The organism is Sulfurimonas sp. (assembly GCF_029027585.1).
Classification (GTDB): Bacteria; Campylobacterota; Campylobacteria; order Campylobacterales; family Sulfurimonadaceae; genus Sulfurimonas.
Window position 1 is genome coordinate 1,505,389 of sequence record NZ_CP093397.1, and the last position, 25,206, is coordinate 1,530,594.

Here is a 25,206-nt window from a genome sequence, read left to right on the forward strand (position 1 = left end):
TCTAGATAATTACTTTGTCATCCTCTAGAGGCTTTTCTATTGGTTGACCAAAATAGAATCCTTGTGCATACTCTACACCAACTTTTTTTAGTAGTTGTGCTACCTCTTTTGTTTCAACATATTCAGCAACATTTTTCATATTCATTCCATTTGAAAATTTATGAATACTTGTGAGCATATGGAGTTTTTTATTATCTGTTTCTATTTCTTTAACTATGGAACCATCAATTTTTATTATATCTATGTCCAAACTTGAAAAGTATGAAAAGTTAGAGTAGCCTGCACCAAAATCATCTATAAGAATTTTTGAGCCAAAAATATGGAGTTTGTTTATGAACTCCTGAACAATTTCCAAGTTTTGAAGGTTTTCTGATTCTAGCAATTCAAAGTCTATTCTTTTTGCTACATCAGTGTTGGTATCTAGAGTTTCAAACAACATATGAGTAAGTTTGGCATCTAGTATATCTATCATAGAAATATTTATTGAAAATCTATATTGAGGAAATTCTTGTGCTATTTTTAAAGTTTTTTCTATCATTGTTTGAGTTATATAACGATAGTAAGAACTTTTTTTAGCAATATCTAAAAACTTACATGGTGGCAAAAAAGTTCCATCTTTAAGTTTTAGTCTAACTAGAGCTTCATACTTTTCTATTTTAGATGTGTTTAGGTTTATTATTGGTTGAAAAAATGGAACTATTCTATCGTTTTGTACAGCACTCTTTATCTGTTCAATCGTATTCATATTCTTTTTAACATCTGTTTTAAGGTTAAGAGTATCCTTGTATTCTAAAACTCTTTTTGTGTGATCCTTTTTAAGTAGTTTTAGAGCAAGGTCAGTATTCTCTAAAATAGGAACTACCGAGTTACTTGCAATACTAACTAGTAGATTCAAAGTTAAATCATAAGCTATAAAGCTATAGTTGGATATCTTATTTTCCAATGCTTTGGCAATTTTATATGCTTTTTTATTTGAAATTTTATCAAATAATATTCCAAATTCATCACCACCAATACGATAGATATAAGTATTTGAACGACCTGAAAACTCATCTTTTAAAATTTGTGCTAATTTTTGCAGTACTAGATTGCCTACATCATTTCCATATATATCATTAATATATTTAAAATCGTCAATATTAATAATTAAAAGATGTGGTTCTCTAATTGTTTTAAGGTGAATCTCAAATGCTCTTCTATTATTAAGCCCAGTTAATTGGTCATATACAAGAGAATGTTCTAATGAAGATTTAGTCTTAAGAAGTTTTTTGTTTTCTCTCAGATACTTGATAAAAAGGAGAATAATAAGAAAAAGAGAAAAGACAAATAGACTAAATAATATAAATGCAAATTTATCAAGTGCTTGGAAGTCATTCAAAGCCTTAGTTGAGAAGTCTTTTTTTAATTCCTCTATATGTTTGTGAATATTATTATTAAGAATAGTTTTTGTGGTTTGTAAATATATTGGATATCTGTTTATAAGGTATTTAGAGTGAATGTTGAAGTTATAAAGAAAGATTTGAGTTTTAGCATCTCTAGCGTTAGATTTTAGTAAAAAACTAGTATTATTAAAATAGTCACTATCTTGCATTCTTTTTGCATCGTTGAAGTGCTTTAAAATTTTTATAGCATTTATGAAAAGATTTCTATCTTCATTTTTTAAAAATGTCGCTTCATCTATATACCTACTTAAAAATACTAAAGAGTTTTTTATACCTGCATTTAACATAATATATTCTTCTATATTTTGTAGGTTAAGGCTTATTTCTTTTTGAAGTAATTGTAGATCTCTTTTAGTTTGAATATATGTAGTATCTTTTAATATTTCAGAATCAATGAGGTTTTCATAGTTTTGTTCAACTCTTCTTATGGTAGCTGCCATTTCGTCTTGATTATGGTAAGCATATATTGAACTTTTCAGTATTTGGTGCTCTAGGTCAATATGGGCATTTTCTAATACACTTACAGATAGAATAAATTCTCTGTGTTGTTTGGTGAAGTTTTTTTGAATAATATAAAAATAAATAATAGCAATAGAGGAAATAATTCCAAGTCCTAGTACTAGGAACATTACTTGTTTTAGTCTCATTTTTTTTCCAGTATTTTAGGTAGTTCACCATCAAGTGTTTTTAAAAAAGAAATGATTTTTTTAACTTCTTTATCATCAAGTTTAATTCCTAAGTTATGTTTAGTCATTGCACTCAAAGCTTCTTTTAGTGTTTTAGCACTGCCATCATGAAAGTAAGGAGCTGTTTTATTTATGTTTCTAAGTGTAGGAACTTTAAAAACATTTTTATGATTTGGATTATATGTGATTTTACTTCTGTCAGGATAGTCATTTTTTGTTTTATACTCTAAAAATGTTCCCATTTTTTGAAATGCATTACCACCAATATTAATTCCATTATGACAAGTAATACAGCCGTTTTTTTTAAAAAGAATATAACCCTCTTTTTCATCTTTACTCAGTTTAGTTTCGCCTCTTAAAAATTTGTCAAATTTAGAGTTTGGTGTAGTAAGAGCATTTTCAAATTCTACTATTGCATCTAGGACTTGTTTGTAAGAAATCACTGAAGTTCCATAAACCTTTTTAAAAAGTTTTTTGTATTGTGATGAATCATTTAGTCTATCTTCAACAATTTTTGGATTCATGTTATGTTCAACTGGATTGTTTATTGGACCATTAGCTTGTTGTGTTAGGTTTTCTGCTCGACCATTCCAAAATTGTTTAAAATTGTATCTAGCGTTTAATACTGTAGGGGACTGGACATTGCCTCTTTTGTTCGCGAAACCACTAGAAACTATGTTAGAGTCAGCTCCACCATTAAAAATATCATGACAACTAAGACAGGAAGTTGAATTATCTTTAGAAAGAGTAGTATCAGAAAACAGTTTTTGACCAAGTTTAGCTTTTTTTAAATCTACTCTTATATCTATAGGAATCGGTGATATAGGTTCAGTGGCAAAAAGAACAATAGTAAAAAAAAGTAATAATATTGTCTTCATAGTAATTCATTTTATCTAAAGAATATTTAATAGGAACTTTTTTTATAAAAAAGTGAAAGACCTTTTTTTGCTTTAAAATCTAAATCATACGAAATGTATGAAAGATAGTTAAGTATATCTTCTTTTAAAACACCTGTTCTTATAGATGCTGAATTTAAAAGATATTGTGGAATTTTTATTTTTTGTTTTAAAAACTGTATTTCAATATTTTTATATAGTCGTTTATCTTTGTGATAGCAAAGTAGAGCAAAAACAAATGGTAGTTTGTATCTAGAGTTCCACTGAGATGCTAAGTCTATATAAGGTTTTTTATCGAGGTAATGCTTAAGAGCTTTATCACCTATTAGAACTTTGCCTTTAATATCTAAAATTTTTGCCAGTACATTAGAACTAGCAGACTCTATATCGGCTTCATTTTTTACATTTGGGATGACTAAAACGCTAAGAACTTCTTTTTTTGCGATTATTCCAAGGTTTACATGTCTATATTTTTTTGCACTAATACTAGATATAAAAGCGGCATCTACTCTGCGAGATAAAAATTCTTTATTAATTTTTGCAGGTACACCACGCTTATAGTTCATACTCATGCTTTGTTGTGAACTCTTTGTAAAGCGTTTCATAAAAACATGAAAGGGTAAAAGATTTAAATATTCTATTTTTCCAAAAACCATGCGAAATTATACACCCCTTAGCTTATTTTGATATAATCGCTTAAAATAAAGTTACAGAAATTAAACAGGAGTCTTTCTTGGTAAGAGTTGAATTTTTAGGACCTATACAAAAAGAAGCATTAGAATTGGATATCTCAAACTTAAATGAGTTAGCGGATTTACTTAAAGATGATGAGCAGATGAAAGAGTGGCTAGAAACTTCAGCAGTTGCAGTAAACGACACACTTGTAAGTACAAGAGATTTTGTTTTAAAAGATGGAGATAAAGTAGCATTACTTCCTCCAGTTTGCGGTGGTTGATGAATGCTATATCTTTATGATGGTTCTTTAGATGTACCAACAATTTTAAAAGATTGGTATGAGCAAGAAGTAACAAGTAATTATGGGGCTTATATACCTTTTGTTGGGACTGTTAGAAGTGAAAATGAAATAGATGGACTTAGTTTTGATATATATGAGCCTATTTTAAAAAAGTGGTTTAATTCTTGGCAGGAAAAAGCAAAAGTAAAAGGTGCGATTATAAAAATGGCTCACTCTCGTGGAGATGTTATGCTTCACGAATCATCTTATATAGCAGCAGTTTTTTCTCCAAAAAGAAGAGTTGCCTTAGAGTTTATAGATGAATTTGTAGAAGACTTTAAAGCATCTGCACCTATTTGGAAATATGATTTAAAAGATGGGCAACGCATCTATGCAAAAGATAGATCAACAGCTATAAAAGGGAGTGGCATTTTAAAATGAAATTATTATCGTATGAAACAAGTCAAACAATGTTAGATTTATTAGATGTTGGAAGTTTAAGAACTGAAAACTTACCATTAAGTTCTTCACTTGGGCGTATTTTAGCTGAGGATATAGTAGCAGAGTTTAATGACCCTCAATTTCCAACAGCATCTATGGATGGATATGCACTAAAGCATGAAGATTTAGATGAAGATAGCATCTTGATTCTTGGAGATAATCCAGCAGGACATAATGAAACAAGAATAGTAAATAGTGGAGAATGTATTAAAACATTTACAGGTTCAAAGATGCCAGAGGGAGCAGACACGCTTATACAGATAGAAAATGTAAGTGTAAATGATGGAAAGATTATTATAGATGAGAAAGTTTCTTTTGGTTCTTCTGTTCGTCCGATTGGTGAGGCGTATAAAGCGGGAGATATCCTTATACAAAAAGGTACTAAAGTAGGTTTTGCAGAGATAGGAGTTATGGCAGGTTTAAACTGTGTAATGGTAAAAGTTGCACTAAAACCTAGAGTAGCAGTTATCTCAACAGGTAGTGAAATCTTAGACCTTGGAGAACAAAGTGATAATCCAGCACAAATAAGAAGCTCAAATAACTATACTCTTTGTGCCTTATTTGAACAAGCAGGAGCACAGACAATTCAGCTTGGAGTCGCACCTGATGACAAAGAGTCAATAATGCAAACATTTGAGAATGCTCTTAGCTCGGCTGATATTCTCATAAGCACGGGTGGAGTAAGTGTAGGAGATTATGATTTTGTAAAAGATATTATTCCTCGTCTTGGTGCAGAGATAGTTTACAAAGGTGTAGCAATAAAACCAGGTAAACACATTATAGTGGCACAGAGAAATGGAAAGTTTATTTTAGCTCTTCCTGGATTTGCATACTCTTCAACAGTTACATCTATACTTTATGGACTTCCCCTTGTTTCAAAAATGCTTGGAACTAAAGAAGCATATAAAAAGATAGAAGCAAAACTGAGTGAAGATTTTACAAAACGAAGTCGTTTGAGTGAGTTTACAGCTTGTAATGTTGAACTAATAGATGGAGAGTACTTTGTGAATTTTAAAGATAAAAAAATTGGAAGTTCTGCAATTCTTACAAATCTTCTAAACTCTAGTGCATTAATGATAACAAGTGAAGATGATGGTGACCTTGAAAAAGGAACTTTTGTAAGTGTGATTTTATTGGATGCTTTTTAGATGAAAGCTTATTCTATAAACCCTAAAAATAAAGAAATTAACGAGCTAGACATAGATATACAAGCAAATACTGTTTATAGCTTTTTTAACTCTATTTCTATTGATGATTTCTCTATCATTGATAAGCATACTATTTATAGTGATTCAGATGCAGTTTCTAATGCCAAAGAGATTTTTTTCTTGGGGGAACAGCTGATAGTTGGGGATGCTCTTGTTCTTGGTCAGGAGGATTCTTTTGATAGTGAAATAACGATACCAAGAAATGAATTAGAAACACTTATAAACTATGAAGTACCATCTTTTTACATAGATGCTTTAAAACTTTTAAAAGATAGTAATATAAATTTATATAAAATCTTTGAAGTAACGAAGGAAAAAGAAGATATAAAACTAAACAGCGAATGGGTTTTATATGTATTTAATATAGCAGACCAAAGAACAAAAGATTACTTTTTAGAGGAGCTTAAAAAAGCTATAGATGCTAAAGTAGAGATGAGTGAACATATGCAAAAAATGGCGATTATGGCTCTTAATGCAGGGGCTGTTGCTTAAAAAAGAGTTGCTTCAAGTGCTTTAAGCTTGTAACTTCTTCTATGAATCTCGCAATAACCATGTTTTTTTATCATCTCTATGTGTAATTTAGTTCCATACCCTTTGTGTTTTTCAAAATGATACTCAGGATATTTTAAAGCTTCTTTTAAAATATCTCTATCATGTGTAACTTTTGCAAGTATAGATGCTGCACTAACCTCTGCAATTTCCCCATCTGCTTTTACCATTGTGGATAAGCCCTCAACTCCAAAAGTTGTGTTTCCATCAAAGAGATACTCTTCGCATTTTAAATTTTTCATAATCTCTCTAAGTCCAGATGCTAAACATTTTGAGATGCCATCAGCATCTATGCTTTGAGCAGAAAACTTTACTATATGGTAGCTAGATGCTTTGATGATTAACTCAAAAAGAGATTCTCTTTTTTTTTCAGTCAATTTTTTAGAATCATTCAATCCATCTACGGGAGAGTTTAAGATACAACCAGCGATAACTAAATCCCCAGCAATAGGTCCACGACCAGCTTCATCGATGCCACATAGCATTTAATCTCCTAATACCCAGATATCAAATGGTAGCATCTCAACCTTTGAAAAAGGGTGATTAACACTTCCTTCTCTATTCATTGTTACAGCAGTTACTTTTTTTATACCGTAAGAAAATATAAAAGCTTCTATTGCCTCCATTTTTTTAAAAAGAGTTCTCTCATCCGCAAATGGCATTCCTAAGATAATTTCATCATTAGAAGGAAGATAAAAGTCTATTCCATCTTCATAAAAGGATTCAACCCCTGACTTTAGTAATTCTAAATAAATCATATTTTCAAAGAGTCTTCCAAAGTGTTTATCAAGACTAAGTGCAGATTTTAAAGAGATGTCACAAAGGTATACTTTTTTTGTAGCTTTTGGATGGTTCGCTTTTTCTAAAAGATGGATATAGTTTTTTTTATGCAGAGTATCAAAAGATTTATATAGTTTATCTTTTGATATTTTTCTAATATGTTTGAGTCTTTCATATATGGTAAATGCAGAAACCTTTTGAGACATCATCTTCGCACAAAAACACAGTATGTCAAACTCCATCTCTTGGAGAGAATACTTTAGAGTTTTTTGTAGATAGATATTTCTCTCATCTGAGTATATTTTATGCATAATTGGGAAACCACCAAGTTGAAAGAAATGATTTAGTGCACTAGAATCGTATTTATGCTCATAGGCTAAGAATTCTTCATAGTCTAATGGAAAGAGTTGCAGAGTCTTTAACATATCAAATTTATAGTGAATTTCTGAAGTAATTATTAGTTGAGAGACATTAACAAATTTTATAGATGGAATATAGTTATCTAAAACAAGAACATCAATTCTGTTTTTGTTACAAAAAGAAGTCAAGGAACTATTTAACTTATCTGTTTGTATCCTAATATCACTGCAATCTATGTATAGATAAGAGTTCTTTTTGAGGGAGAGAAGATAATTTTTAACTAATATACTTTTGCCACTCTTCGTAATTCCATTTATTTGGTAAGACTTTTCTCCAATAAATATTTTTCTATCATGAAATTTTTCTAAATTTATATCAGTTTTGTAAAACTCTTCGAGTAATATTTCCATTTTATTATTATATCGTACCGATAGCTAAATGAACTTTATTGTGAACAATTTAATTTAAATAAATCTTAATTAAGCAACTAAACAGATAAATAAAGGTAGATTATATAAAGGCACTACTATGAAATTCAACTCAGATTATAAATCTAGATTTCGTATATTAAAAGGCGGTAAAATAGCTCTTGTCATTTCAGTGATGATAGGAGGCGCTACTATAAGTATGGCATCTCCTAGTGGAGGAGTAGTAACTACAGGATCTGCTACCATATCACAAGTTGGTAATACCACCAATATAAATCAAAGCACCTCCAAAGCCACCATAAACTGGAATACTTTCAATGTAGCACATAATGAGACTGTAAACTTTAATCAACCTAGTATAAACTCTATAACCCTAAATAGAGTAATAGGTAATGAAAGAAGTATAATAAATGGTGCACTTAATGCAAATGGACAAGTATGGATACTAAACTCAAATGGAGTTCTATTTGGAAATACTGCTAAAATAAATACCTCAGGACTCTTAGTAACTACAAAGAACTTAAGTGATACAGATTTTAATACTAATAACTATAGTTTTAAAGGAGATAGCACAAATAGTGTTATTAACCTAGGTACTATAGACATATCAAACAAAGGTTATGCAAGTTTAATAGCAAAGAGTGTAAAAAATGAAGGAACCATAACAGCTACAAAAGGAACTATTCACTTAGTAGGAGCCAATGAAGTAAGTATAAACCTAAATGGTAACTCTATGCTTAACCTAACAATAGATAAAGGTGTACTAGATGCAATAGTTCAAAACTCTGGTTCACTCTATGCCAACGCAGGAGAAGTGTATCTTACAACAAACGCAGTAAATGACTTGCTAAAAGGTGTAGTAAATAATACAGGAATTATAGAAGCACAAAGTTTGGGTGATTTAAAAGGAAAAATAGAACTCTTTGCTCATGGTGGAGAAGTACAAGTAGGTGGTACACTAAAAGCAAAAGATGGATTTATAGAAACATCAGGTAAAGATTTTACTATAGCTGAAAATACAATCATACAAACAGGACTTTGGTTAATAGATCCAACTAATATAACTATAAATGCAGCACTAGCCTCTACTCTTCAAACACAACTAGCAAGTGGTGATGCTTTAGTTACTACTTCAAGTGGAAATGCTGATGCTGGAGATATAAATGTAAACTCTTCTATTGCTTGGAGTACAAATACTCTAACTTTAAGAGCTGATAATGATATCAATATCAATGCAACACTTAATGCAAGTTCTACAGCAGGACTAGCACTTGAATATGCACAAACTACGCCAACAGGAACATATAATATTTCTGCTTCTGTAAATCTAGCTTCAACAGGAAGTTTTTCAACGAAACATGCAGGAGATGCTGTAAAGAATTATACGATTATTAATTCTTTAGGTGTAGCTGGTTCTACTACTAGAACTGACTTACAAGGTATAAATGGAAATTTATCAGGTAACTATGTCTTAGGTTCAAATATAGATGCAAGTACTACTTCTACTTGGAATGCAGGAAAAGGATGGAATCCTTTGGGAAATTTCGGTACAAGATTTACTGGAACATTTGATGGTTTAGGACATAGTATCTCAAATCTTTATATCAATAGAGCAAGTACACATTATATTGGTTTATTTGGATATGCTGATACAGGAGCAACAGTAACAAACATAGGCTTAGTAGATGTTGATATTACAGGTCGAGACTGGGTAGGAGGATTAGTTGGTGAGAATGATGGAACTCTATCTAGGTCATACTCTACAGGAATTGTTAGTGGAGCTTTTTATACAGGAGGATTAGTTGGTGAGAATGATGGAACTCTATCTAGGTCATACTCTACAGGAAGTGTTAGTGGAAATTTTTTTGTAGGAGGATTAGTCGGTACAAATAGTGGAACTCTATCTAGGTCATACTCTACAGGAAGTGTTAGTGGAACTGATTCTACAGGAGGATTAGTTGGTGCAAATCATGGAACTATATCTAAGTCATACTCTACAGGAAGTGTTAGTGGAACTGTTTCTGTAGGAGGATTAGTTGGTATGAATAGAGGAACTATATCTAAGTCATACTCTACAGGAAGGGTTAGTGGAACTGAATATGATTATACAGGAGGATTAGTTGGTGAAAAGATGGGTGGAACTACTACAAACTCATACTGGGACACACAAACCTCAGGACAAGCAACTTCAGCAGGTGGAACTGGAAAAACAACAGTTCAAATGAAAGATCCAAATACTTATGTAGGTTGGGACAAGACTATCTGGGATCTTGCAGGAGTACAAACACAAGGATATGGAATAGGACTTCCTTATTTATTAAATGTAACACAAGTAAGCCATAGACCTACAAGAAAAACCTTATTTAAAAGTGGCTTTGGAACTAATGCCAATCCTTATGGTATAACAAACTGGGAACAACTAAATAATATAAGAAATGTACTAAGTAATAACTTCTACTTTAATCTTTTAAACAATATTAATTCTTCAACGCTAAACTATAATACTTATGCAAGTAGTAGTGCAAATGCAGGAAAAGGTTGGAATCCTTTAGGAAATCGGTCTACAAAATTCAAAGGAAAGTTTAATGGTTTAGGAAATAGTATTTCAAATCTTTATATCGATAGAGCAAATACAGATTTTATTGGTTTATTTGGCCATGTTGATACAGGAACAACTATAACCAAACTGGGTTTAGTAGATGCTGATATTAAAGGTAGAAACTATGTAGGTGGATTAGTTGGTGCAAATTATGGAACTATATCCAATTCATACTCTACAGGAAGGGTTAGTGGAAATTATACTACAGGAGGATTAGTTGGTCTAAATGTTGGAACTATATCCAATTCATACTCTACAGGAAGTGTTAGTGGAGCAGCTTCTATAGGAGGATTAGTTGGATATAATGATAGAGGAACTATATCCAATTCATACTCTACAAGAAGTGTTAGTGGAGCAGCTTCTATAGGAGGATTAGTTGGATACAATGATAGAGGAACTATATCCAATTCATACTCTACAGGAAGTGTTAGTGGAACTGCTCGTGTTGGAGGATTAGTTGGTTATACCTTTAGCGGAACTACTACAAACTCATTCTGGGACACACAAACTTCAGGACAAGCAACTTCAGCAGGTGGAACTGGAAAAACAACAGCTCAAATGAAAGATACACAAACATTCCTCGATGCTGGTTGGGATTTAGATACTGTTTGGGGAAGAGATGCTGCTAATGTTATAAATGGTGGATACTTATACCTAAGAGCACTAACTAAAGCTACAAATACTCCTAATCCAATTATAAATGGTATTGTTGCTTCCATAACAAATGGATCAGTCCTTCAAGTAAGACCTCAATTAGCTAGTCTAGCATCTATAGTTGTTTTTGGAAATACTAAAGCTTTAGTAATAGCACCTCAAAATCAAGCGTCTAAACCTATAAGTATGAGAGAGCTAAGAAGATTAAATAATATAAAGGGAGATTTACGAACAAAAGTTTATGAAGACTCTTCTTTACTTCTTGTAAATTCAGGCATACAATTACCAAAAGGTGTGCAACAGATGTTTTTTCTTCCTAAGGATAATGAATTATGACAATAAGTATAAAAATTGTTAAAAATATAATAATGTTAGCAATAGCACCTTCGTTAATACAAGCAGGAGCATTACCTAGAATTGGAGATGCCATAAGACAAGTACAGCCACCAAAAGAGCTTACTCAAGAAAAAGATAAGCCCTTAGTTGAAATACAAGGTGTCAAACCAATTTATAAGCCCGCATTAATAGATGATAAAAGTTCTAAAAAAGTTTTTGTAAAACAATTTAGTCTTGAGGGTAATATGCATATTAAAAGTGAAAAACTTCTTAGTTTACTTAGTTCGTATAAAAATAAAAATCTTACTTTTAACGAGATGCAAATTATAGCTTCTATAATTACTAAAGTATATAGAAGTGAGGGTTATATAGTAGCGAGGGCTTATATTCCTGTACAAAATATGAGTGATGGGGTATTGGAAATTGCCATTATTGAGGGAGTGTATGGAAAGTTTAAACTCTCAAATAAGTCACAAGTAAAGACATTACTAATTCAGAATATGCTCGATAACAATAAGCAAGGAGATGTTGTAAATAGTAGTTCCTTAGAGAGAGCTTTGCTTATGTTAAATGATATTCCCGGTATTGTTGTCTCAAATGCTAGTATAGTAGCAGGCGAAGTTATAGGAAGTAGTGATTTTTTAATAAGAGTTGATGATTCTAAGGCTTATGATGGTTATGTTTTGGCAAACAACTACGGTGGACGATATACAGGAGAAGAACAACTTATAGTAGGATTAAACTTTTATGCTCCTTTTAAAATAGGAGATAAGTTATCTTTTACTGGATTTATAAGCAATGGAAAAAATTTATTGAATGGTTCTATCGCTTATGAGTTTCCAATATATCGCAATGGCTTAAGAGGAGAAATTGGTTATGCCAATACATTTTATAGTTTAGTTGAAGAGTTTGAAAGTTTAGATGCACAAGGAAACTCTAAAAGTTACCACGCAAAGATTAGCTATCCACTTGTTAAAAAGAGAGCAGAACGCCTGAATATATTTTTAAAGGTAGAAGAAAATGCACTCAGGGAGGAGATTAGAGCTACCAACTTTAAATCTGATAAAAACCTGCGTGCTTTTAGATTAGGTTTTGATTATAGTAAAACAAATTTAAGATGGTTTGGCTTAAATCAATATCTAGGAACCTCTGTCCTTCTAACTTATGGAAATCTTGAGTTTGAAGACGATATTCAACGAGTTATAGATAAAGTAAGTGTTGATACACAAGGGCGTTTCTCTAAAATCGAGTTTTATGTAGATTATAGTATAGAGCTTACTAAGCGTGTGACATTAGAGAACTCTTTGAAGTTTCAACATGTACTAGGTGGTAAAAACTTAGATGGTAGCGAAGATTTTTCAGTGGGTGGAGCTTATGGAGTAAAACTTTACCCTAGTGGAGAGTTAAGCGCAGAAAATGGCTATTTACTTGTAGTAGATGCAAAATATAAACTACAAAATATAGAGAGACTGTCTCATAGTGTTGGAATGTTTTACGAAGTAGGTAAAGCATATATGGAAAACTCAATAGCAATATTTCACAGTAAAACACTTCAAGATATTGGAGTTAGTTACAATGCTAATTATAAAGGATATTTTTTTAATGCTTCCATGGCACAAAAAATAGGTGGTGAAGATATTACTAGCGAACCAGATAAAAGTTATAAATTTTTAACAATGCTAGGATGGAGTTTTTAATTTTTATATATATGCAAATATGATACTTCCTTATTAAAAGGAACTAAATTCAGGCTAAATTTCACTTTTTATCCCTAAAACCCTTGAATATAATAACTTATTTGGGTAAAATTCCGCTCCCTTAAAATAGTTAGGCTAGACCTAACGAGTTCTTTAGAAGGAAAAACATGGAAAAAATTCGTTTAAAATTGAAAGCTTATGATCATCGCGTACTAGATAGATCAGTAGCATCAATAGTTGAGGCTGTAAAGCGTACAGGTGCACAAATTCGTGGTCCTATCCCTTTACCAACAAAGATTCGTAAATATACTGTTCTTAAATCTCCACACGTTAACAAAAAAGCGCGTGAGCAATTTGAAATTCGTATTCACGCTAGAGTTATAGATATTGTTTCTGCTACGCCAGAAACTGTTGATTCTCTAATGAAGCTTGATCTTGCACCTGAAGTGGACGTTGAAGTTCGCTCTATGGATAAGTAGGAGTAGGTTATGGAATATATTGTTGAAAAAATCGGTATGAGCCGTACAATCACAGTACCAAGTCAAGCTGTTACTCTATTAAGAGTATTAGACGCTAAAGTATGTGAAGTTAATGAAGGTATCGCTATTGTTTCTTACAACAGTGGTAAAAAAATGAATAAAACAATTGAAGGTCAGCAAAAGAAATATAGCCTTTCATCTGAGTTTAACCGTTTTGTTACTTTAGAAGTGGCAAATACTGAAGCTGGAGATTTAGATTTAACTCCTTTAGCAGATGCTGAAGTTTTAAAAACTACTTTTACAACTAAAGGTCGTGGTTTTGCTGGAGTGATGAAGCGTTGGAATTTCGGTGGTGGTCCTGCATCTCACGGTCATAGAATGGGTCGTAGAACAGGTTCTATCGGTAATGCAGAGTGGCCAGGTCGTGTAATGAAAGGTAAGAAAATGCCAGGACATTACGGAAATATAAAAAATAGTGTAAAAAATGAAATCGTATCTTTTGATGCTGAAAACAATATCATTGCGGTATCTGGTTCAGTTTCTGGAGCTAATGGTTCATTAGGTCGTGTAAAGGTAGCTAAATAATGAGCGCAATTATTTTAAATGATAAAATGGAAAAAGCATCTGAGTTAGCACTACCAGAGAGTTTTTCTGGTATTAACCCACATAACTTATATCTATATGTTAAGTCTGCTCAAGCTGCACAGCGTGCAAATACAGCAACTACTAAAGGTAGAAGTGAAGTAAGTGGTGGTGGTAAAAAACCATGGGCTCAAAAAGGTGGCGGTCGCGCTCGTGCTGGTTCACGTCGTTCTCCAATCTTTGTGGGTGGTGGTAAAGCATTTGGTTCTAAAAACAATCGTAATTATGACCTTAAAGTTAATAGAAAGCAAAAGAAACTTGCTCTTAACTTTGCTCTTAACGAGCATGCACAAAACGGTAGTCTTTTCATTGTTGATAGCATTGAGATAGCATCTGGTAAAACTAAAGATGCTGCGTCTTTGTTTAAGGCACTAAATCAAAGAGATGTACTAATAGTTAAATCTCTTTTAGATGAAAAAACTTTTTTAGCGTTTGAGAATCTTTCAAGTACTTATGTAATTGAATCAAATGAATTAAATGCTTATTTAGCTGCTAATTATCGTTCATTAGTGATCGAAAAAGCGGTATGGGAAAATCTTGTAGGTGAGGCTAAATAATGGCAGATATTACAGATATTAGATCTATACTATATACAGAGAAGACACTTGGACTTCAAGAAGATAATGTAATCGTTGTACAAACATCTCCTAGAATGACTAAAAGTGGTCTAAAAGAGGTTTTTCGTGAGTATTTTGGAATCGTTCCAATGAAAATTAACTCACTTAATCAAAGCGGAAAAGTTAAAAAATTCCGTGGTGTTGCTGGTAAACAAAATGACTTTAAAAAGTTTTATGTTAAATTACCAGAGGGTGCACAAATAGAAAGTTTGGCGGTATAAGATGGCAATAAAAACTTATAGACCGATAACTCCTTCGCGTCGTTTTTACACAAATGTTGATAGTAGTGATATTACTGCTAAAGCAAGTGTTCGTTCATTACTAAAGAAACTTCCTGCTCACGCTGGTCGTAACTCTAATGGTCGTATTACATCTCGTCATCGTCAAGCTGGTGCTAAAAAACTTTACCGTATCATTGATTTCAAAAGAAATAAATTTGATATTCCTGCAACTGTAAGTGCTATTGAGTATGATCCGTATAGAAACTGTCGTATCGCTCTTGTTACTTATGCTGATGGTGAAAAGAAATATATTCTTCAACCAAAAGGTTTAGAAGTAGGCGATAAAATTTCTTCATCTGCTGATGGATTAGATGTTAAAGCTGGTAATACAATGAAGTTGAAAAATATACCTGTTGGTACATTGATTCACAATATTGAGCTTAAAACTGGTAAAGGCGGACAAATGTGTCGTGCTGCTGGAACTTCTGCTCAGATTATGGGTCGTGATGGCAAGTATGTTTCACTTCGTATGCCTTCATCTGAAATGCGTTTAGTATTAGGTGAGTGTTTAGCTACTATTGGTCAAGTTGGAAACGAAGAGTTTGGTAACATCGTTATCGCTAAAGCTGGTCGTCAAAGACATTTAGGAATTCGTCCTCAAACTCGTGGTTCAGCAATGAATCCAATTGATCACCCGCATGGTGGTGGTGAAGGTAAAACGAACTCAGGTCGTCATCCAGTTACTCCATGGGGTAAACCAACGAAGGGTGCTAAAACTCGTCGTAAAAAAGCAAGTGATAAACTAATTATTACTCGCCGTAAACCAAATGCTAAAAGGGTAGGATAATATGGCTCGTTCAGTAAAAAAAGGTCCATTCATTGATGATCATTTAATGAAAAAAGTTCTTAAAGCTAAGGCTGAAGGGAACAAAAAACCTATAAAAACATGGTCAAGAAGATCTATGATTAGCCCAGATATGGTTGGACTAACTATGAATGTTCATAACGGACGCCAATTTATTCCTGTATTTATTTCAGAGAATCACATTGGTTATAAACTTGGTGAATTTGCACCAACTCGTACATTTAAGGGCCATAAGGGCTCTGTTCAGAAGAAGGTGTAATCATGGCTAGAGCATTATTAAAGTTTATCCGTGTTTCACCAATTAAATCTCGTCTTATAGCTAGAGAAGTTCAAGGCATGAATGCAGAAGTTGCGTTAGCAGCTTTAGAATTTACTCCAAATAAGGCAGCTAAAATTATCTCTAAAGTTATTGCATCTGCAGTTGCAAATAGTGGTAGTGAGGCTGAAGATTGTACTATTACATCATGTCGTGTTGATAATGGTCCAGTTTTAAAAAGATTTAGACCACGGGCGCGTGGTATGGCATCGGGAATCCGTAAGCCAACCGCACATATCTTAGTAGAAGTAGAGGGTAAATAATATGGGTCATAAAGTCAATCCTATTGGTTTACGTCTTGGTATCAATCGTAACTGGGAGAGCCGTTGGTTCCCTAATTTTAAAACTGCATCTGCAGCTTTAGGCGAAGATTACAAGATTCGTACATTTTTGAAAAAAGAACTTTACTATGCTGGTGTTGCTAACATCATTATAGAAAGAACAATTAAGCGTCTTCGTGTAACTATCGTTGCTGCTCGCCCTGGTATCATTATTGGTAAAAAAGGTGCGGACATTGAAAAGCTTAAGACTAATCTTCAAAAACTTATTGGTAAAACAATATCTGTAAACATTAAAGAAGAGAAAAAAGCTCAAACTTCAGCACAATTAGTTGCTGAGAATGTAGCAACTCAATTAGAGCGTCGTGTTGCTTTCCGTCGTGCTATGAAGAAAGTTATGCAAGGTGCACAACGATCTGGCGCAAAAGGAATCAAAGTAGCAGTTGCTGGTCGTCTTGGTGGAGCTGAAATGGCTCGTACTGAGTGGTATTTAGAGGGACGCGTTCCACTTCATACATTGCGTGCTAAAATTGATTATGGTTTTGCTGAAGCTCATACAACATACGGTATTATCGGTGTTAAAGTATGGATATTCAAAGGAGAAGTTCTTACTAAAGGCGTTCCTGTTGAAGTAGCAGAAGAGAAAAAAGAGCGTCCTCGTAAGAGAGCTCCAAGACGTGAAAAGGCTGAATAATTATGTTGATGCCAAAAAGAACAAAATACCGTAAGGTAATGAAAGGTCGTAACCGTGGTTACGCTCGTTCAGGTTACAATTTAGCGTTTGGTGACATCGCTTTTAAAGCTGTAGAAGCTGGTCGTATCAATTCTCGTCAGATTGAAGCTGCTCGTATTTCTGCTACTCGTCATATTAAGCGTAATGGTAAGATTTGGATTCGTGTATTCCCTGCTAAACCGTTAACTGCTAAACCTCTTGAAACTCGTATGGGTAAAGGTAAGGGCGCAGTTGACCAATGGGTAATGAATATTAAACCAGGTCGTATAATTTTTGAAATGGCTGGTGTTCCAGAAGATATTGCTCGTGAAGCATTAATTCTTGCTATGCACAAACTTCCATTCAAATGTAAAATAATTACAGAGGAGATGAGTAATGAAATATTCTGATTTAGCAGATAAAAGTTCAACTGAGCTTCAAACTATGCTTAAAGAGAAAAAGACAGAGCTTTTCACTTTAAAGATTAAACAAAAAATGATGCAATTAAATAACACTAGCGAACTTCGTGTTGCTAAAAAAGACATTGCTAAAATCAACACTGCGTTAACTGCAGTGGCAAACTAGGAGCCAGAATATGACACATAAGCGTGAAATTCAAGGTAAAGTAGTTACGATTGCAGGCGATAAAACAGTTTCTATGGTTGTTGAGCGTCGTGTAATGCATCCTCGTTACCATAAAGTTGTAAAGCGTTTCAAAAAGTACTTAGTACATGATGAGCGTAATGAAGTAAAAGTTGGTGATGAGATTATTGCAATCGAATGTCGCCCACTTTCTAAGACTAAATCTTTTAGACTTAAAACAGTAGTATCAGGAGCTGAGTAATGATCCAAGGTTTTACTCGTTTAGTTGTAGCTGATAATACAGGTGCAAAAGAGATTATGTGTATTAAGGTACTTGGTGGTTCTAAGCGTCGTTATGCAACAGTAGGCGATGTTATCGTTGCTTCTGTTAAAAAAGCGACTCCAACTGCAAAAGTTAAAAAAGGTAAAGTTGTAAAAGCTGTTATCGTTAGAACTGCTAAAGAGATTCACCGTGAAAACGGTTCTCTTATCCGTTTTGATGATAATGCAGCTGTTATACTTGATGACAAGAGAGAGCCAATCGGTACTCGTATTTTTGGACCTGTTGGTCGTGAAGTTCGTTATGCTGGATTTATGAAAATAGTATCTCTTGCACCGGAGGTTGTTTAATGGCAAAGTTTAATTTCAAAAAAGGCGATACTGTAGAAATTATCGCTGGTGATGATCGCGGAACTAAAGCTACTGTACTTGAAGTATTACCTAAGAAAAATAAGGTAATAGTTGAGGGTTGTAAAGTGGCTAAGAAAGCTGTCAAACCTACTGAAGAAAACACTAAAGGCGGACATATCAATAAAGAGATGCCAATAGATGTTTCAAATGTTCGTAAAGTGGAGGCATAATAGATGGCTCGTTTAAAAGAAAAATATTTAGGTTTAAAGTCTGACTTACAAGCTGAGTTAGGTGTTTCTAACCCTATGCAAGTTCCAGCAGTTGATAAAATTATTATCTCTGTTGGTGCTGGTTTTGCAATGAAAGATAATAAGCTTATTAAAAACATTGAAGATACAATTACTACAATTGCTGGTCAAAAAGCAACTACAGTAATAGCTAAAAAATCAGTTGCTGGTTTTAAAGTTCGTGAAGGTATGCCTGTTGGTATCCGTGTTACACTTCGTGGTGAAAATATGTACAACTTCTTAGATCGTCTAGTATCTATCGCACTTCCTCGTGTGAAAGATTTCCGTGGTGTTCCAAGAAATGGTTTTGATGGTCGTGGTAACTACAACTTCGGTCTTGACGAACAACTAATTTTCCCAGAGATTAGCTATGATTCAATCATGCAAATTCATGGTATGAATATCACAGTTGTTACAACTGCTGATTCAGATAAGGCAGGACTCGCTCTTTTAGAGAAAATGGGTATGCCTTTTACAAAAGTGAGTAACTAATGGCTAAAAAATCAATGATTGCTAAAGCAGCAAGAACTCCAAAGTTCAAGGTTCGTGGTTATACAAGATGTCAGATTTGTGGTCGTCCACATTCTGTTCTTCGTGACTTTGGAATCTGTCGTGTATGTTTTAGAAAAATGGCAAACGAGGGATTAATCCCAGGTGTTAGAAAGTCTTCTTGGTAGGCATTGCCTCCGAGTAGAAACTCCTAATTATTAGCAGTCTAATTTATTGGACTCGCAAACAAAGGAAATAATTAATGATTAATGATTTAATTTCTGATGCGTTAACTCGTGTTCGTAATGCTGGTATGAGAAGATTACCAGTTGCAACTTTAGTTCACTCTAAGAGTGTTGAAGCTGTGGCAAATATCTTAGTTGATAAAGGTTATATTGAAAGTTGTAATGTTATTGAAAATGGCGTTAAGAAAACTATCAAAGTTGTACTTAAGTACAATGAAGAAGGCAAAACTGTAATTAGTGAAATGAAAAGAGTTTCTAAACCTGGTCGTCGTGTTTATAAAGGTAAAGAAGATATCAAGCGTTTCAAAAATGGTTACGGAACTATTATTGTTAGTACATCTCATGGCGTTCTACCAAATGACAAAGCTTATGAGCTTGGCATTGGTGGCGAAGTCCTATGTACGATTTGGTAGGGAGATAAAATGTCAAGAATTGGTAAAAAACCGGTAGAATTTGCAGCTGATATTAAAGTTAGTTCAAATGGGGATATTTTAACTTTTGCTAAAGGCAAAAATAGTGTTGATTTAGATACAAAAGGAAATGTTGACTTCGCAATTGATGGAAATATTTTAACTTTTTCAGCTAAATCAGAAGAAAAGGCTCATAGAGCATTTTGGGGAACATATAGATCATTATCTCAAAATATAGTTGTTGGTTTAACTACTGGTTATACTAAACAATTAGAGATTAATGGTGTTGGTTATAGAGCTGCTGTAAAAGGTAGAGTTCTTAATTTACAACTTGGTCATTCTCATGATATTAATTATGATTTGCCAGATTCTATTGAAGCTAGTGTTGAAAAAAATGTTATTACTTTTAAAAGCTATGACAAGCAAAAGCTTGGTCAAGTAGCGGCTGAAGTAAGAAGTTTCCGTCCACCAGAGCCTTACAAAGGTAAAGGTGTTAAATACATGGAAGAGCATATCGTGCGTAAAGCCGGTAAAACTGCTAAGAAGTAAGGGAGGATATTAAATAATGAATGCAAAAGTATTAAAAAATAAAGTAGCAAATCGCATTAAGCGTAAGCGTCGTATTCGTGCAAAAATATCTGGTTGTGCTTCACTTCCTCGTGTTTCTGTATTTAGATCAAATCGTTATTTAAGTGTACAAGCAATTGATGATGCAACAGCAACAACTTTATGCGCACTTAACTCGAAAGTAACAGGTCATAAAGCAAATAAAGAAGGTGCATCTGCATTTGGTGCGGCATTTGCTGCAACATTAAAAGAAGCTAAGATTTCTGAAGTTGTATTTGATCGTAATGGCTACCAATATCACGGCGTAATTGCTGCATTTGGTGACGCACTTCGTGAAAACGAAATTAAGTTTTAGGAGATATGATGGAAATTAATAGAGAAGATTTTGAAGAATCAATCGTAAATATCGGTCGTGTTACTAAAGTTGTTAAGGGTGGTAGAAGATTTCGTTTTACTGCACTTATAGTTGTTGGTGACAAAAAAGGTACTGTTGGTTATGGTATGGGTAAAGCGAAAGAAGTTCCTGACGCTATCCGTAAAGCTGTAGATAATGCTTTTAAAAACTTAACTACTGTAAGTATCAAAGGTACAACAATAGCACATGATATTGAGCATAAATACAATGCAAGTCGTATCTTGTTAAAACCAGCATCTGAAGGTACAGGTGTTATTGCAGGTGGAGCAGCTCGTCCTGTTCTTGAGCTTGCAGGTATTCAAGATATACTTACAAAGTCAATTGGCTCAAACAATCCAGGAACACTTGTTCGTGCTACAGTTGAAGCACTTACTCGTATAAAAGGATAGAGAATGGGTATTGAAAATTTAATTCCAGCTGATGGTTCTACAAAGAACCGTAAAAGAGTTGGTCGTGGACAAGGTTCTGGAACTGGTAAGACTTCTGCTCGTGGTCAAAAAGGTCAAAAGTCTCGTTCAGGTTACAAGAGAAAAAGAAACTTTGAGGGTGGTCAAATGCAACTTGCAAAAAGACTTCCTAAAATTGGTTTCTTCGTACATAATATAAAACCTTATGTTATTAATGTAGAGAAAATTAAAGCAGTTGCTGAGTTAGCTGAGATTACTATGGAGTCTATCCGCGGTGTTCATAAAGTTGCTAATTCTGTTTCTAAAATTAAATTAGTTGGTGCATCTGCAAAAGATTTAGCATCAAAAATTAAAGACGACAATGTTACTACTACAGGTAAATAGTTGTGAATAAAAATCTAGTAAATAAGATACTTATTACTATCGGGTTTTTATTTATCTACCGCCTACTGGCTTATGTGCCAGTTCCAGGCGTAGATACTGCTGTTATAGCTTCTTTCTTCGATTCACATCAAGCTGATGCATTAGGTTTATTTAATATGTTTAGTGGAAATGCTGTTGAGAGAATGTCAATTATTGCTCTTGGAATTATGCCTTACATTACTGCCTCAATCATCATGGAACTTTTAGCTGCAACTTTTGCTCCTTTAGGTCAAATGAAAAAAGAAAGAGATGGAATGGTTAAGTATATGCAAATTATTCGTTACGCGACTATTGTAATTACAATTATTCAAGCAATTGGTATTAGTGTTGGACTTCAAAGTTTAACAGGTCCAAACGGTAATAGCGCTATTTTAGCTGATCATGATACATTTATAATTCTTTCTGCTGTTTCAATGTTAGCGGGAACAATGTTACTTATGTGGATTGGTGAGCAAATCACTCAAAGTGGTATTGGTAATGGTATTTCACTTATTATCTTTGCAGGTATAGTTTCTGCTATTCCATCTGCGATAGGTCAAACTATCACAATGGTAAATACAGGTGCTATGAGTTTCTTAACTGTTATTGCAATTCTTGTACTTATCTTAGGAACAGTTGCAGTTATCATATATGTTGAACTTGGTGAGCGTCGTGTGCCTATCACTTATGCTAAAAAAGTTATGATGCAAAATCAAAATAAAAGAGTTATGAATTATATTCCTATCAAAGTGAATTTAGCTGGTGTTATTCCAGTAATCTTTGCATCTGCGATTTTGATGTTTCCTATGACTGTTATGTCTAGTAGTACTAATCCTACTGTACAGATGATAGCTGACTATTTAAATCCAAATAGTTACTTTTTTAACTTTTTAACATTCTCTTTTGTTATTTTCTTTGCATTCTTTTATGCTTCGATTACATTTAATGCAAAAGATATTGCCGATAACTTAAAAAGACAAGGTGGATTTATTCCAGGTATCCGTACTGGTAAGGCTACAGCAGAGTTCTTAACTGAAACTGCTAGTAGATTAACTTTTACAGGTGCTTTATATCTTGGGCTTGTAGCTACTTTACCATTTATGATTATCAAAGGGATGGGTGTTCCTTTCTTCTTTGGTGGTACGGCAGTTTTAATCGTTGTTCAAGTTGCACTTGATACTATGAGAAAAATAGAGGCTCAAGTATATATGAGTAAATATGAAACACTAAGTGCGGTTGGTCTATAAATAATGGCCATTGCGCTTAGAAAACCTTTAGAAATTCAAAAATTACGCAACGCTAACAAAATTGTTGGCGGAGCTTTAGAACTTTTAAGAACAAATACAAAAGTAGGGGCCTCCCTAAAAGACTTAGATGCTATGGCAGAGGATTATGTTCGAAGTCAAGGTGCTAAACCTTCTTTTAAAGGTCTTTATGGTTTTCCAAATGCAGTTTGCACCTCCCTAAATCAAGTTATTATTCATGGTATTCCAACAGATTATAAACTCCAAGATGGAGATATAATTGGTTATGATATTGGAACAGAGCTTGATGGTTGGTTTGGTGACGCTGCTATTACAATGCCAGTTGGCAAAATCGATAATCAAGATGAGGAGTTGATAGCTTGTGCTAAAGATACTCTTTACTATGCAATTAGCGAGATTAAAACTGGTATGAGATTTAAAGAATTATCTTTTTTGATGGAAGAATTTATAAGAGGGCGAGGTTTTGTTCCTTTGTATAATTTTTGTGGGCATGGCATAGGTAAAAAACCTCATGAAGCTCCAGAAATACCAAACTATCTTGAAGGTAAAAATCCAAAAGCTGGTCCAAAGATAAAAAACGGAATGGTTTTTTGTCTTGAACCTATGATTTGTCAAAAAGAATCTAAACCCATTATTTTAGAAAATAAGTGGGATGTTGTTAGTACCGATAATTTACGCGGTTCACACTATGAGCATACTGTTGCAGTTATCAACGGTAAAGCTGAAATATTATCTCTTGCTTAAGAGTTAAAAGGACTTATGAATGGCTAAAGCTGACGTTATAGAAGTTGACGGCAAGATTATTGAAGCATTACCAAATGCAACATTTCGTGTTGAGTTAGAAAATGGACATATTATTTTATGTCATATTGCAGGAAAAATGCGTATGCATTATATAAAAATATTACCAGGTGATACAGTTAAACTGGAGTTAACTCCATATAGTCTTGATAAGGGTAGAATCACTTACCGTTATAAATAAAAAGAGTTTCTGGCAATAAGTTAATTTGCCAGAACTTTTATACTACTCCCACTTAAACCTTGTCATTGGTAAGGCAGAATCATTTGCCCACTCCTTAAGTGACTTATAGTAGATTTTTGTATTTTTAAATCCCATCTCTTTGTATAAAATAAACCACTCCATAGAAGCTGAAAAAATATCATCACCATAAACTATTATTTCTTTGTTCTTTTTAATTTCGTAACCATTTATATAAATTTCATTAAGTTCTTCTTTTTTTCTAAGAGTTGTATCTGTTAAAAATTTATGCATATAGTAACTACTTTTAGCGTAAGTTATATGCCCAACTCTTTTAGTTTTCTTTGAGCGCGATATACCGTAATATAGTTCTGGGGGTCTTGCATCTAAAACAGTGCTTGAATGAAGGTTTATTTTTAACTCTTTAGCATCTAAGAAAAGATTTTTATTTATATTTAATATGAAATTACCATCTTCTTTACTTTGCTCTTTTAGTGAAGACACTAGAAGTTCATTTTCAAAAACCCAAGATAGGTAACCTCCATCTAAGATACTAACATTCTCAAACCCTGCATATATAAGGACTAAAGCAAGAAAGCTAGAGTTTAATATGCCTTCTTTTGTGTTATGAGCATAAATTATTACTTTTGAGTCACTATTTATGCCAAGACTATTTATTTCATTTTGTAAAATAGTATTAGTATTTAGTTGTGAGTATAAACTATCTTTTTTGATAAAATCTGTAATATTTGCGTTTATTGCACCTTTTATGTGAGCTGATTTATAAATCTTATAATTTGCTACATCAATAATTACAGTTTTATTATCAGTTAAATAATTTTTTAATTGACTTGGACTTATAAAGCCACTACTAGATGCTAGTAGGCTTAAAAAGCCTAAGCTTAGGATTAAAATATATTTCATGTTTTACTTTAAAATATTTGTTTATTTCTGAATTCTGAGATTTCAGTTTCCACCATTTCATCAATCATAATAGTAAAAAGTTCTGAAACCATATTTGGAGATATATTTAACGCTATAGCTTTTTTGCGAGCTTTTTGTAAGATGAATTCTATTCTATCATCAGCTTTTACTTCTTCTACACTATTTTTAAATGATGCTGCTTGGCGTATTAGGTGAGTTCTTTCAGATATTAAATCTACTATTTTGTCATCAAGTTTGTCTATCTCAACTCTTACTTCTTCTAGTGTATTGCATTTAACCATTTTTATTTCCTTTGATAAGTAATCTTATCCAAAATTATATTAGACTTTGTTAACACTTTAGTAACTATTTGCATATATAAT

Annotated in this window: 36 protein-coding genes; 29 read left to right on the forward strand and 7 right to left on the reverse strand. The window is 33.2% G+C overall.

Annotated features, from left to right (window positions below; translation table 11 throughout):
* Position 1: 1 nt before the first annotated feature.
* Genes MOV50_RS07805 through MOV50_RS07815 form a run of 3 tightly spaced genes read right to left on the reverse strand, consistent with a single transcriptional unit; the run spans position 2 to position 3,680 of the window.
* Positions 2-2,071, reverse strand: coding sequence for an EAL domain-containing protein (locus tag MOV50_RS07805; protein ID WP_321777348.1), 2,070 nt, complete (start codon positions 2,069-2,071; stop codon positions 2-4).
* A gap of 14 nt (positions 2,072-2,085) precedes the next feature.
* The gene (locus MOV50_RS07810) at positions 2,086-3,006 is read right to left on the reverse strand and encodes a cytochrome-c peroxidase (RefSeq protein ID WP_321777349.1); all 921 of its coding nucleotides are present in this window, start codon (positions 3,004-3,006) and stop codon (positions 2,086-2,088) included.
* 26 nt (positions 3,007-3,032) lie between these two features.
* The gene (locus MOV50_RS07815; RefSeq protein ID WP_321777350.1) at positions 3,033-3,680 is read right to left on the reverse strand and encodes an MqnA/MqnD/SBP family protein; all 648 of its coding nucleotides are present in this window, start codon (positions 3,678-3,680) and stop codon (positions 3,033-3,035) included.
* Positions 3,681-3,757: 77 nt separating this feature from the next.
* On the opposite strand from MOV50_RS07815, the gene MOV50_RS07820 reads away from it, so the two are divergent.
* Genes MOV50_RS07820 through MOV50_RS07835 form a run of 4 tightly spaced genes read left to right on the forward strand, consistent with a single transcriptional unit; the run spans position 3,758 to position 6,180 of the window.
* Positions 3,758-3,979, forward strand: a complete 222-nt coding sequence (locus tag MOV50_RS07820; RefSeq protein ID WP_321777351.1) for a MoaD/ThiS family protein — start codon at positions 3,758-3,760, stop codon at positions 3,977-3,979.
* Positions 3,980-3,982: 3 nt separating this feature from the next.
* Positions 3,983-4,420 (forward strand): molybdopterin synthase catalytic subunit, encoded by a 438-nt coding sequence (locus tag MOV50_RS07825; RefSeq protein WP_321777352.1) that lies wholly within the window; start codon positions 3,983-3,985, stop codon positions 4,418-4,420.
* The gene (locus MOV50_RS07830; protein ID WP_321777353.1) at positions 4,417-5,628 is read left to right on the forward strand and encodes a molybdopterin molybdotransferase MoeA; all 1,212 of its coding nucleotides are present in this window, start codon (positions 4,417-4,419) and stop codon (positions 5,626-5,628) included. Before MOV50_RS07825 ends, MOV50_RS07830 begins: the two co-directional genes overlap by 4 nt.
* Positions 5,629-6,180, forward strand: a complete 552-nt coding sequence (locus tag MOV50_RS07835; RefSeq protein WP_321777354.1) for a hypothetical protein — start codon at positions 5,629-5,631, stop codon at positions 6,178-6,180. It abuts the gene before it with no gap.
* On the opposite strand, the gene MOV50_RS07840 is transcribed toward MOV50_RS07835, so the two are convergent.
* On the reverse strand, positions 6,177-6,722 hold the full coding sequence (locus MOV50_RS07840) for a ribonuclease HII (protein WP_321777355.1): 546 nt from the start codon (positions 6,720-6,722) through the stop codon (positions 6,177-6,179). The genes MOV50_RS07835 and MOV50_RS07840 overlap by 4 nt on opposite strands.
* Positions 6,723-7,787, reverse strand: a complete 1,065-nt coding sequence (locus MOV50_RS07845) for an ATP-binding protein (RefSeq protein WP_321777356.1) — start codon at positions 7,785-7,787, stop codon at positions 6,723-6,725.
* Positions 7,788-7,905: 118 nt separating this feature from the next.
* Between MOV50_RS07845 and MOV50_RS07850 the strand changes: the two genes are divergently transcribed.
* The 25 genes from MOV50_RS07850 (at position 7,906) to infA (ending at position 23,902) form a co-directional block, all read left to right on the forward strand.
* Positions 7,906-11,394: a GLUG motif-containing protein gene (locus MOV50_RS07850; RefSeq protein ID WP_321777357.1), complete on the forward strand. Its 3,489-nt coding sequence runs from the start codon at positions 7,906-7,908 to the stop codon at positions 11,392-11,394.
* Positions 11,391-13,091 carry a ShlB/FhaC/HecB family hemolysin secretion/activation protein gene (locus MOV50_RS07855; protein ID WP_321777358.1) on the forward strand — a complete coding sequence of 567 codons (1,701 nt, stop codon included), beginning with the start codon at positions 11,391-11,393 and terminating at the stop codon, positions 13,089-13,091. Before MOV50_RS07850 ends, MOV50_RS07855 begins: the two co-directional genes overlap by 4 nt.
* 167 nt (positions 13,092-13,258) lie before the next feature.
* Entirely contained in the window at positions 13,259-13,570 is a 312-nt protein-coding gene (rpsJ, locus tag MOV50_RS07860; RefSeq protein ID WP_321777359.1) for a 30S ribosomal protein S10, read from the forward strand.
* A gap of 9 nt (positions 13,571-13,579) precedes the next feature.
* Positions 13,580-14,155, forward strand: a complete 576-nt coding sequence (rplC, locus tag MOV50_RS07865) for a 50S ribosomal protein L3 (protein ID WP_321777360.1) — start codon at positions 13,580-13,582, stop codon at positions 14,153-14,155.
* Positions 14,155-14,769 (forward strand): 50S ribosomal protein L4, encoded by a 615-nt coding sequence (rplD, locus tag MOV50_RS07870; RefSeq protein WP_321777361.1) that lies wholly within the window; start codon positions 14,155-14,157, stop codon positions 14,767-14,769. The genes rplC and rplD overlap by 1 nt, the downstream gene beginning before the upstream one ends.
* Positions 14,769-15,050, forward strand: coding sequence for a 50S ribosomal protein L23 (locus tag MOV50_RS07875; RefSeq protein WP_321777362.1), 282 nt, complete (start codon positions 14,769-14,771; stop codon positions 15,048-15,050). Before rplD ends, MOV50_RS07875 begins: the two co-directional genes overlap by 1 nt.
* A gap of 1 nt (position 15,051) precedes the next feature.
* Positions 15,052-15,897: a 50S ribosomal protein L2 gene (rplB, locus tag MOV50_RS07880; RefSeq protein WP_321777363.1), complete on the forward strand. Its 846-nt coding sequence runs from the start codon at positions 15,052-15,054 to the stop codon at positions 15,895-15,897.
* Position 15,898: 1 nt separating this feature from the next.
* Entirely contained in the window at positions 15,899-16,174 is a 276-nt protein-coding gene (gene rpsS / locus MOV50_RS07885) for a 30S ribosomal protein S19 (protein ID WP_321777364.1), read from the forward strand.
* A gap of 2 nt (positions 16,175-16,176) precedes the next feature.
* Complete coding sequence (rplV, locus tag MOV50_RS07890) at positions 16,177-16,494, forward strand: 50S ribosomal protein L22 (RefSeq protein ID WP_321777365.1); 318 nt, start codon at positions 16,177-16,179, stop codon at positions 16,492-16,494.
* Position 16,495: 1 nt separating this feature from the next.
* The gene (rpsC, locus tag MOV50_RS07895; protein ID WP_321777366.1) at positions 16,496-17,203 is read left to right on the forward strand and encodes a 30S ribosomal protein S3; all 708 of its coding nucleotides are present in this window, start codon (positions 16,496-16,498) and stop codon (positions 17,201-17,203) included.
* 2 nt (positions 17,204-17,205) lie between these two features.
* Positions 17,206-17,631 (forward strand): 50S ribosomal protein L16, encoded by a 426-nt coding sequence (gene rplP, locus MOV50_RS07900; protein ID WP_321777367.1) that lies wholly within the window; start codon positions 17,206-17,208, stop codon positions 17,629-17,631.
* Complete coding sequence (gene rpmC / locus MOV50_RS07905; RefSeq protein WP_321777368.1) at positions 17,618-17,806, forward strand: 50S ribosomal protein L29; 189 nt, start codon at positions 17,618-17,620, stop codon at positions 17,804-17,806. Before rplP ends, rpmC begins: the two co-directional genes overlap by 14 nt.
* 10 nt (positions 17,807-17,816) lie before the next feature.
* A complete protein-coding gene (gene rpsQ / locus MOV50_RS07910; protein WP_321777369.1) occupies positions 17,817-18,065 on the forward strand; it encodes a 30S ribosomal protein S17 in 249 nt (82 codons plus the stop codon).
* Positions 18,065-18,433 (forward strand): 50S ribosomal protein L14, encoded by a 369-nt coding sequence (gene rplN / locus MOV50_RS07915; protein ID WP_321777370.1) that lies wholly within the window; start codon positions 18,065-18,067, stop codon positions 18,431-18,433. Before rpsQ ends, rplN begins: the two co-directional genes overlap by 1 nt.
* The gene (gene rplX, locus MOV50_RS07920; RefSeq protein ID WP_321777371.1) at positions 18,433-18,663 is read left to right on the forward strand and encodes a 50S ribosomal protein L24; all 231 of its coding nucleotides are present in this window, start codon (positions 18,433-18,435) and stop codon (positions 18,661-18,663) included. Before rplN ends, rplX begins: the two co-directional genes overlap by 1 nt.
* A 3-nt stretch (positions 18,664-18,666) precedes the next feature.
* On the forward strand, positions 18,667-19,212 hold the full coding sequence (rplE, locus tag MOV50_RS07925; RefSeq protein ID WP_321777372.1) for a 50S ribosomal protein L5: 546 nt from the start codon (positions 18,667-18,669) through the stop codon (positions 19,210-19,212).
* Positions 19,212-19,397 carry a type Z 30S ribosomal protein S14 gene (locus tag MOV50_RS07930; RefSeq protein WP_297682872.1) on the forward strand — a complete coding sequence of 62 codons (186 nt, stop codon included), beginning with the start codon at positions 19,212-19,214 and terminating at the stop codon, positions 19,395-19,397. The genes rplE and MOV50_RS07930 overlap by 1 nt, the downstream gene beginning before the upstream one ends.
* Positions 19,398-19,471: 74 nt before the next feature.
* On the forward strand, positions 19,472-19,867 hold the full coding sequence (gene rpsH, locus MOV50_RS07935; RefSeq protein WP_321777373.1) for a 30S ribosomal protein S8: 396 nt from the start codon (positions 19,472-19,474) through the stop codon (positions 19,865-19,867).
* A 9-nt stretch (positions 19,868-19,876) separates the two neighbouring features.
* Entirely contained in the window at positions 19,877-20,413 is a 537-nt protein-coding gene (rplF, locus tag MOV50_RS07940) for a 50S ribosomal protein L6 (protein WP_321777374.1), read from the forward strand.
* 16 nt (positions 20,414-20,429) lie between these two features.
* Complete coding sequence (gene rplR, locus MOV50_RS07945) at positions 20,430-20,786, forward strand: 50S ribosomal protein L18 (RefSeq protein WP_321777375.1); 357 nt, start codon at positions 20,430-20,432, stop codon at positions 20,784-20,786.
* Positions 20,787-20,794: 8 nt separating this feature from the next.
* Positions 20,795-21,235, forward strand: coding sequence for a 30S ribosomal protein S5 (gene rpsE / locus MOV50_RS07950; RefSeq protein ID WP_321777376.1), 441 nt, complete (start codon positions 20,795-20,797; stop codon positions 21,233-21,235).
* 3 nt (positions 21,236-21,238) lie between these two features.
* The gene (gene rplO / locus MOV50_RS07955) at positions 21,239-21,637 is read left to right on the forward strand and encodes a 50S ribosomal protein L15 (RefSeq protein WP_321777377.1); all 399 of its coding nucleotides are present in this window, start codon (positions 21,239-21,241) and stop codon (positions 21,635-21,637) included.
* Between the two features lie 2 nt (positions 21,638-21,639).
* Positions 21,640-22,902 (forward strand): preprotein translocase subunit SecY, encoded by a 1,263-nt coding sequence (gene secY / locus MOV50_RS07960; protein ID WP_321777378.1) that lies wholly within the window; start codon positions 21,640-21,642, stop codon positions 22,900-22,902.
* 3 nt (positions 22,903-22,905) lie between these two features.
* Positions 22,906-23,664, forward strand: coding sequence for a type I methionyl aminopeptidase (gene map, locus MOV50_RS07965; RefSeq protein ID WP_321777379.1), 759 nt, complete (start codon positions 22,906-22,908; stop codon positions 23,662-23,664).
* Positions 23,665-23,683: 19 nt separating this feature from the next.
* The gene (infA, locus tag MOV50_RS07970) at positions 23,684-23,902 is read left to right on the forward strand and encodes a translation initiation factor IF-1 (RefSeq protein WP_321777380.1); all 219 of its coding nucleotides are present in this window, start codon (positions 23,684-23,686) and stop codon (positions 23,900-23,902) included.
* A gap of 42 nt (positions 23,903-23,944) precedes the next feature.
* On the opposite strand, the gene MOV50_RS07975 is transcribed toward infA, so the two are convergent.
* Together MOV50_RS07975 and MOV50_RS07980 are read right to left on the reverse strand one after the other, a co-directional pair.
* Positions 23,945-24,823, reverse strand: a complete 879-nt coding sequence (locus tag MOV50_RS07975; RefSeq protein ID WP_321777381.1) for a sulfurtransferase — start codon at positions 24,821-24,823, stop codon at positions 23,945-23,947.
* A gap of 8 nt (positions 24,824-24,831) precedes the next feature.
* Positions 24,832-25,125, reverse strand: a complete 294-nt coding sequence (locus tag MOV50_RS07980; protein WP_321777382.1) for a chorismate mutase — start codon at positions 25,123-25,125, stop codon at positions 24,832-24,834.
* Positions 25,126-25,206: the final 81 nt, after the last annotated feature.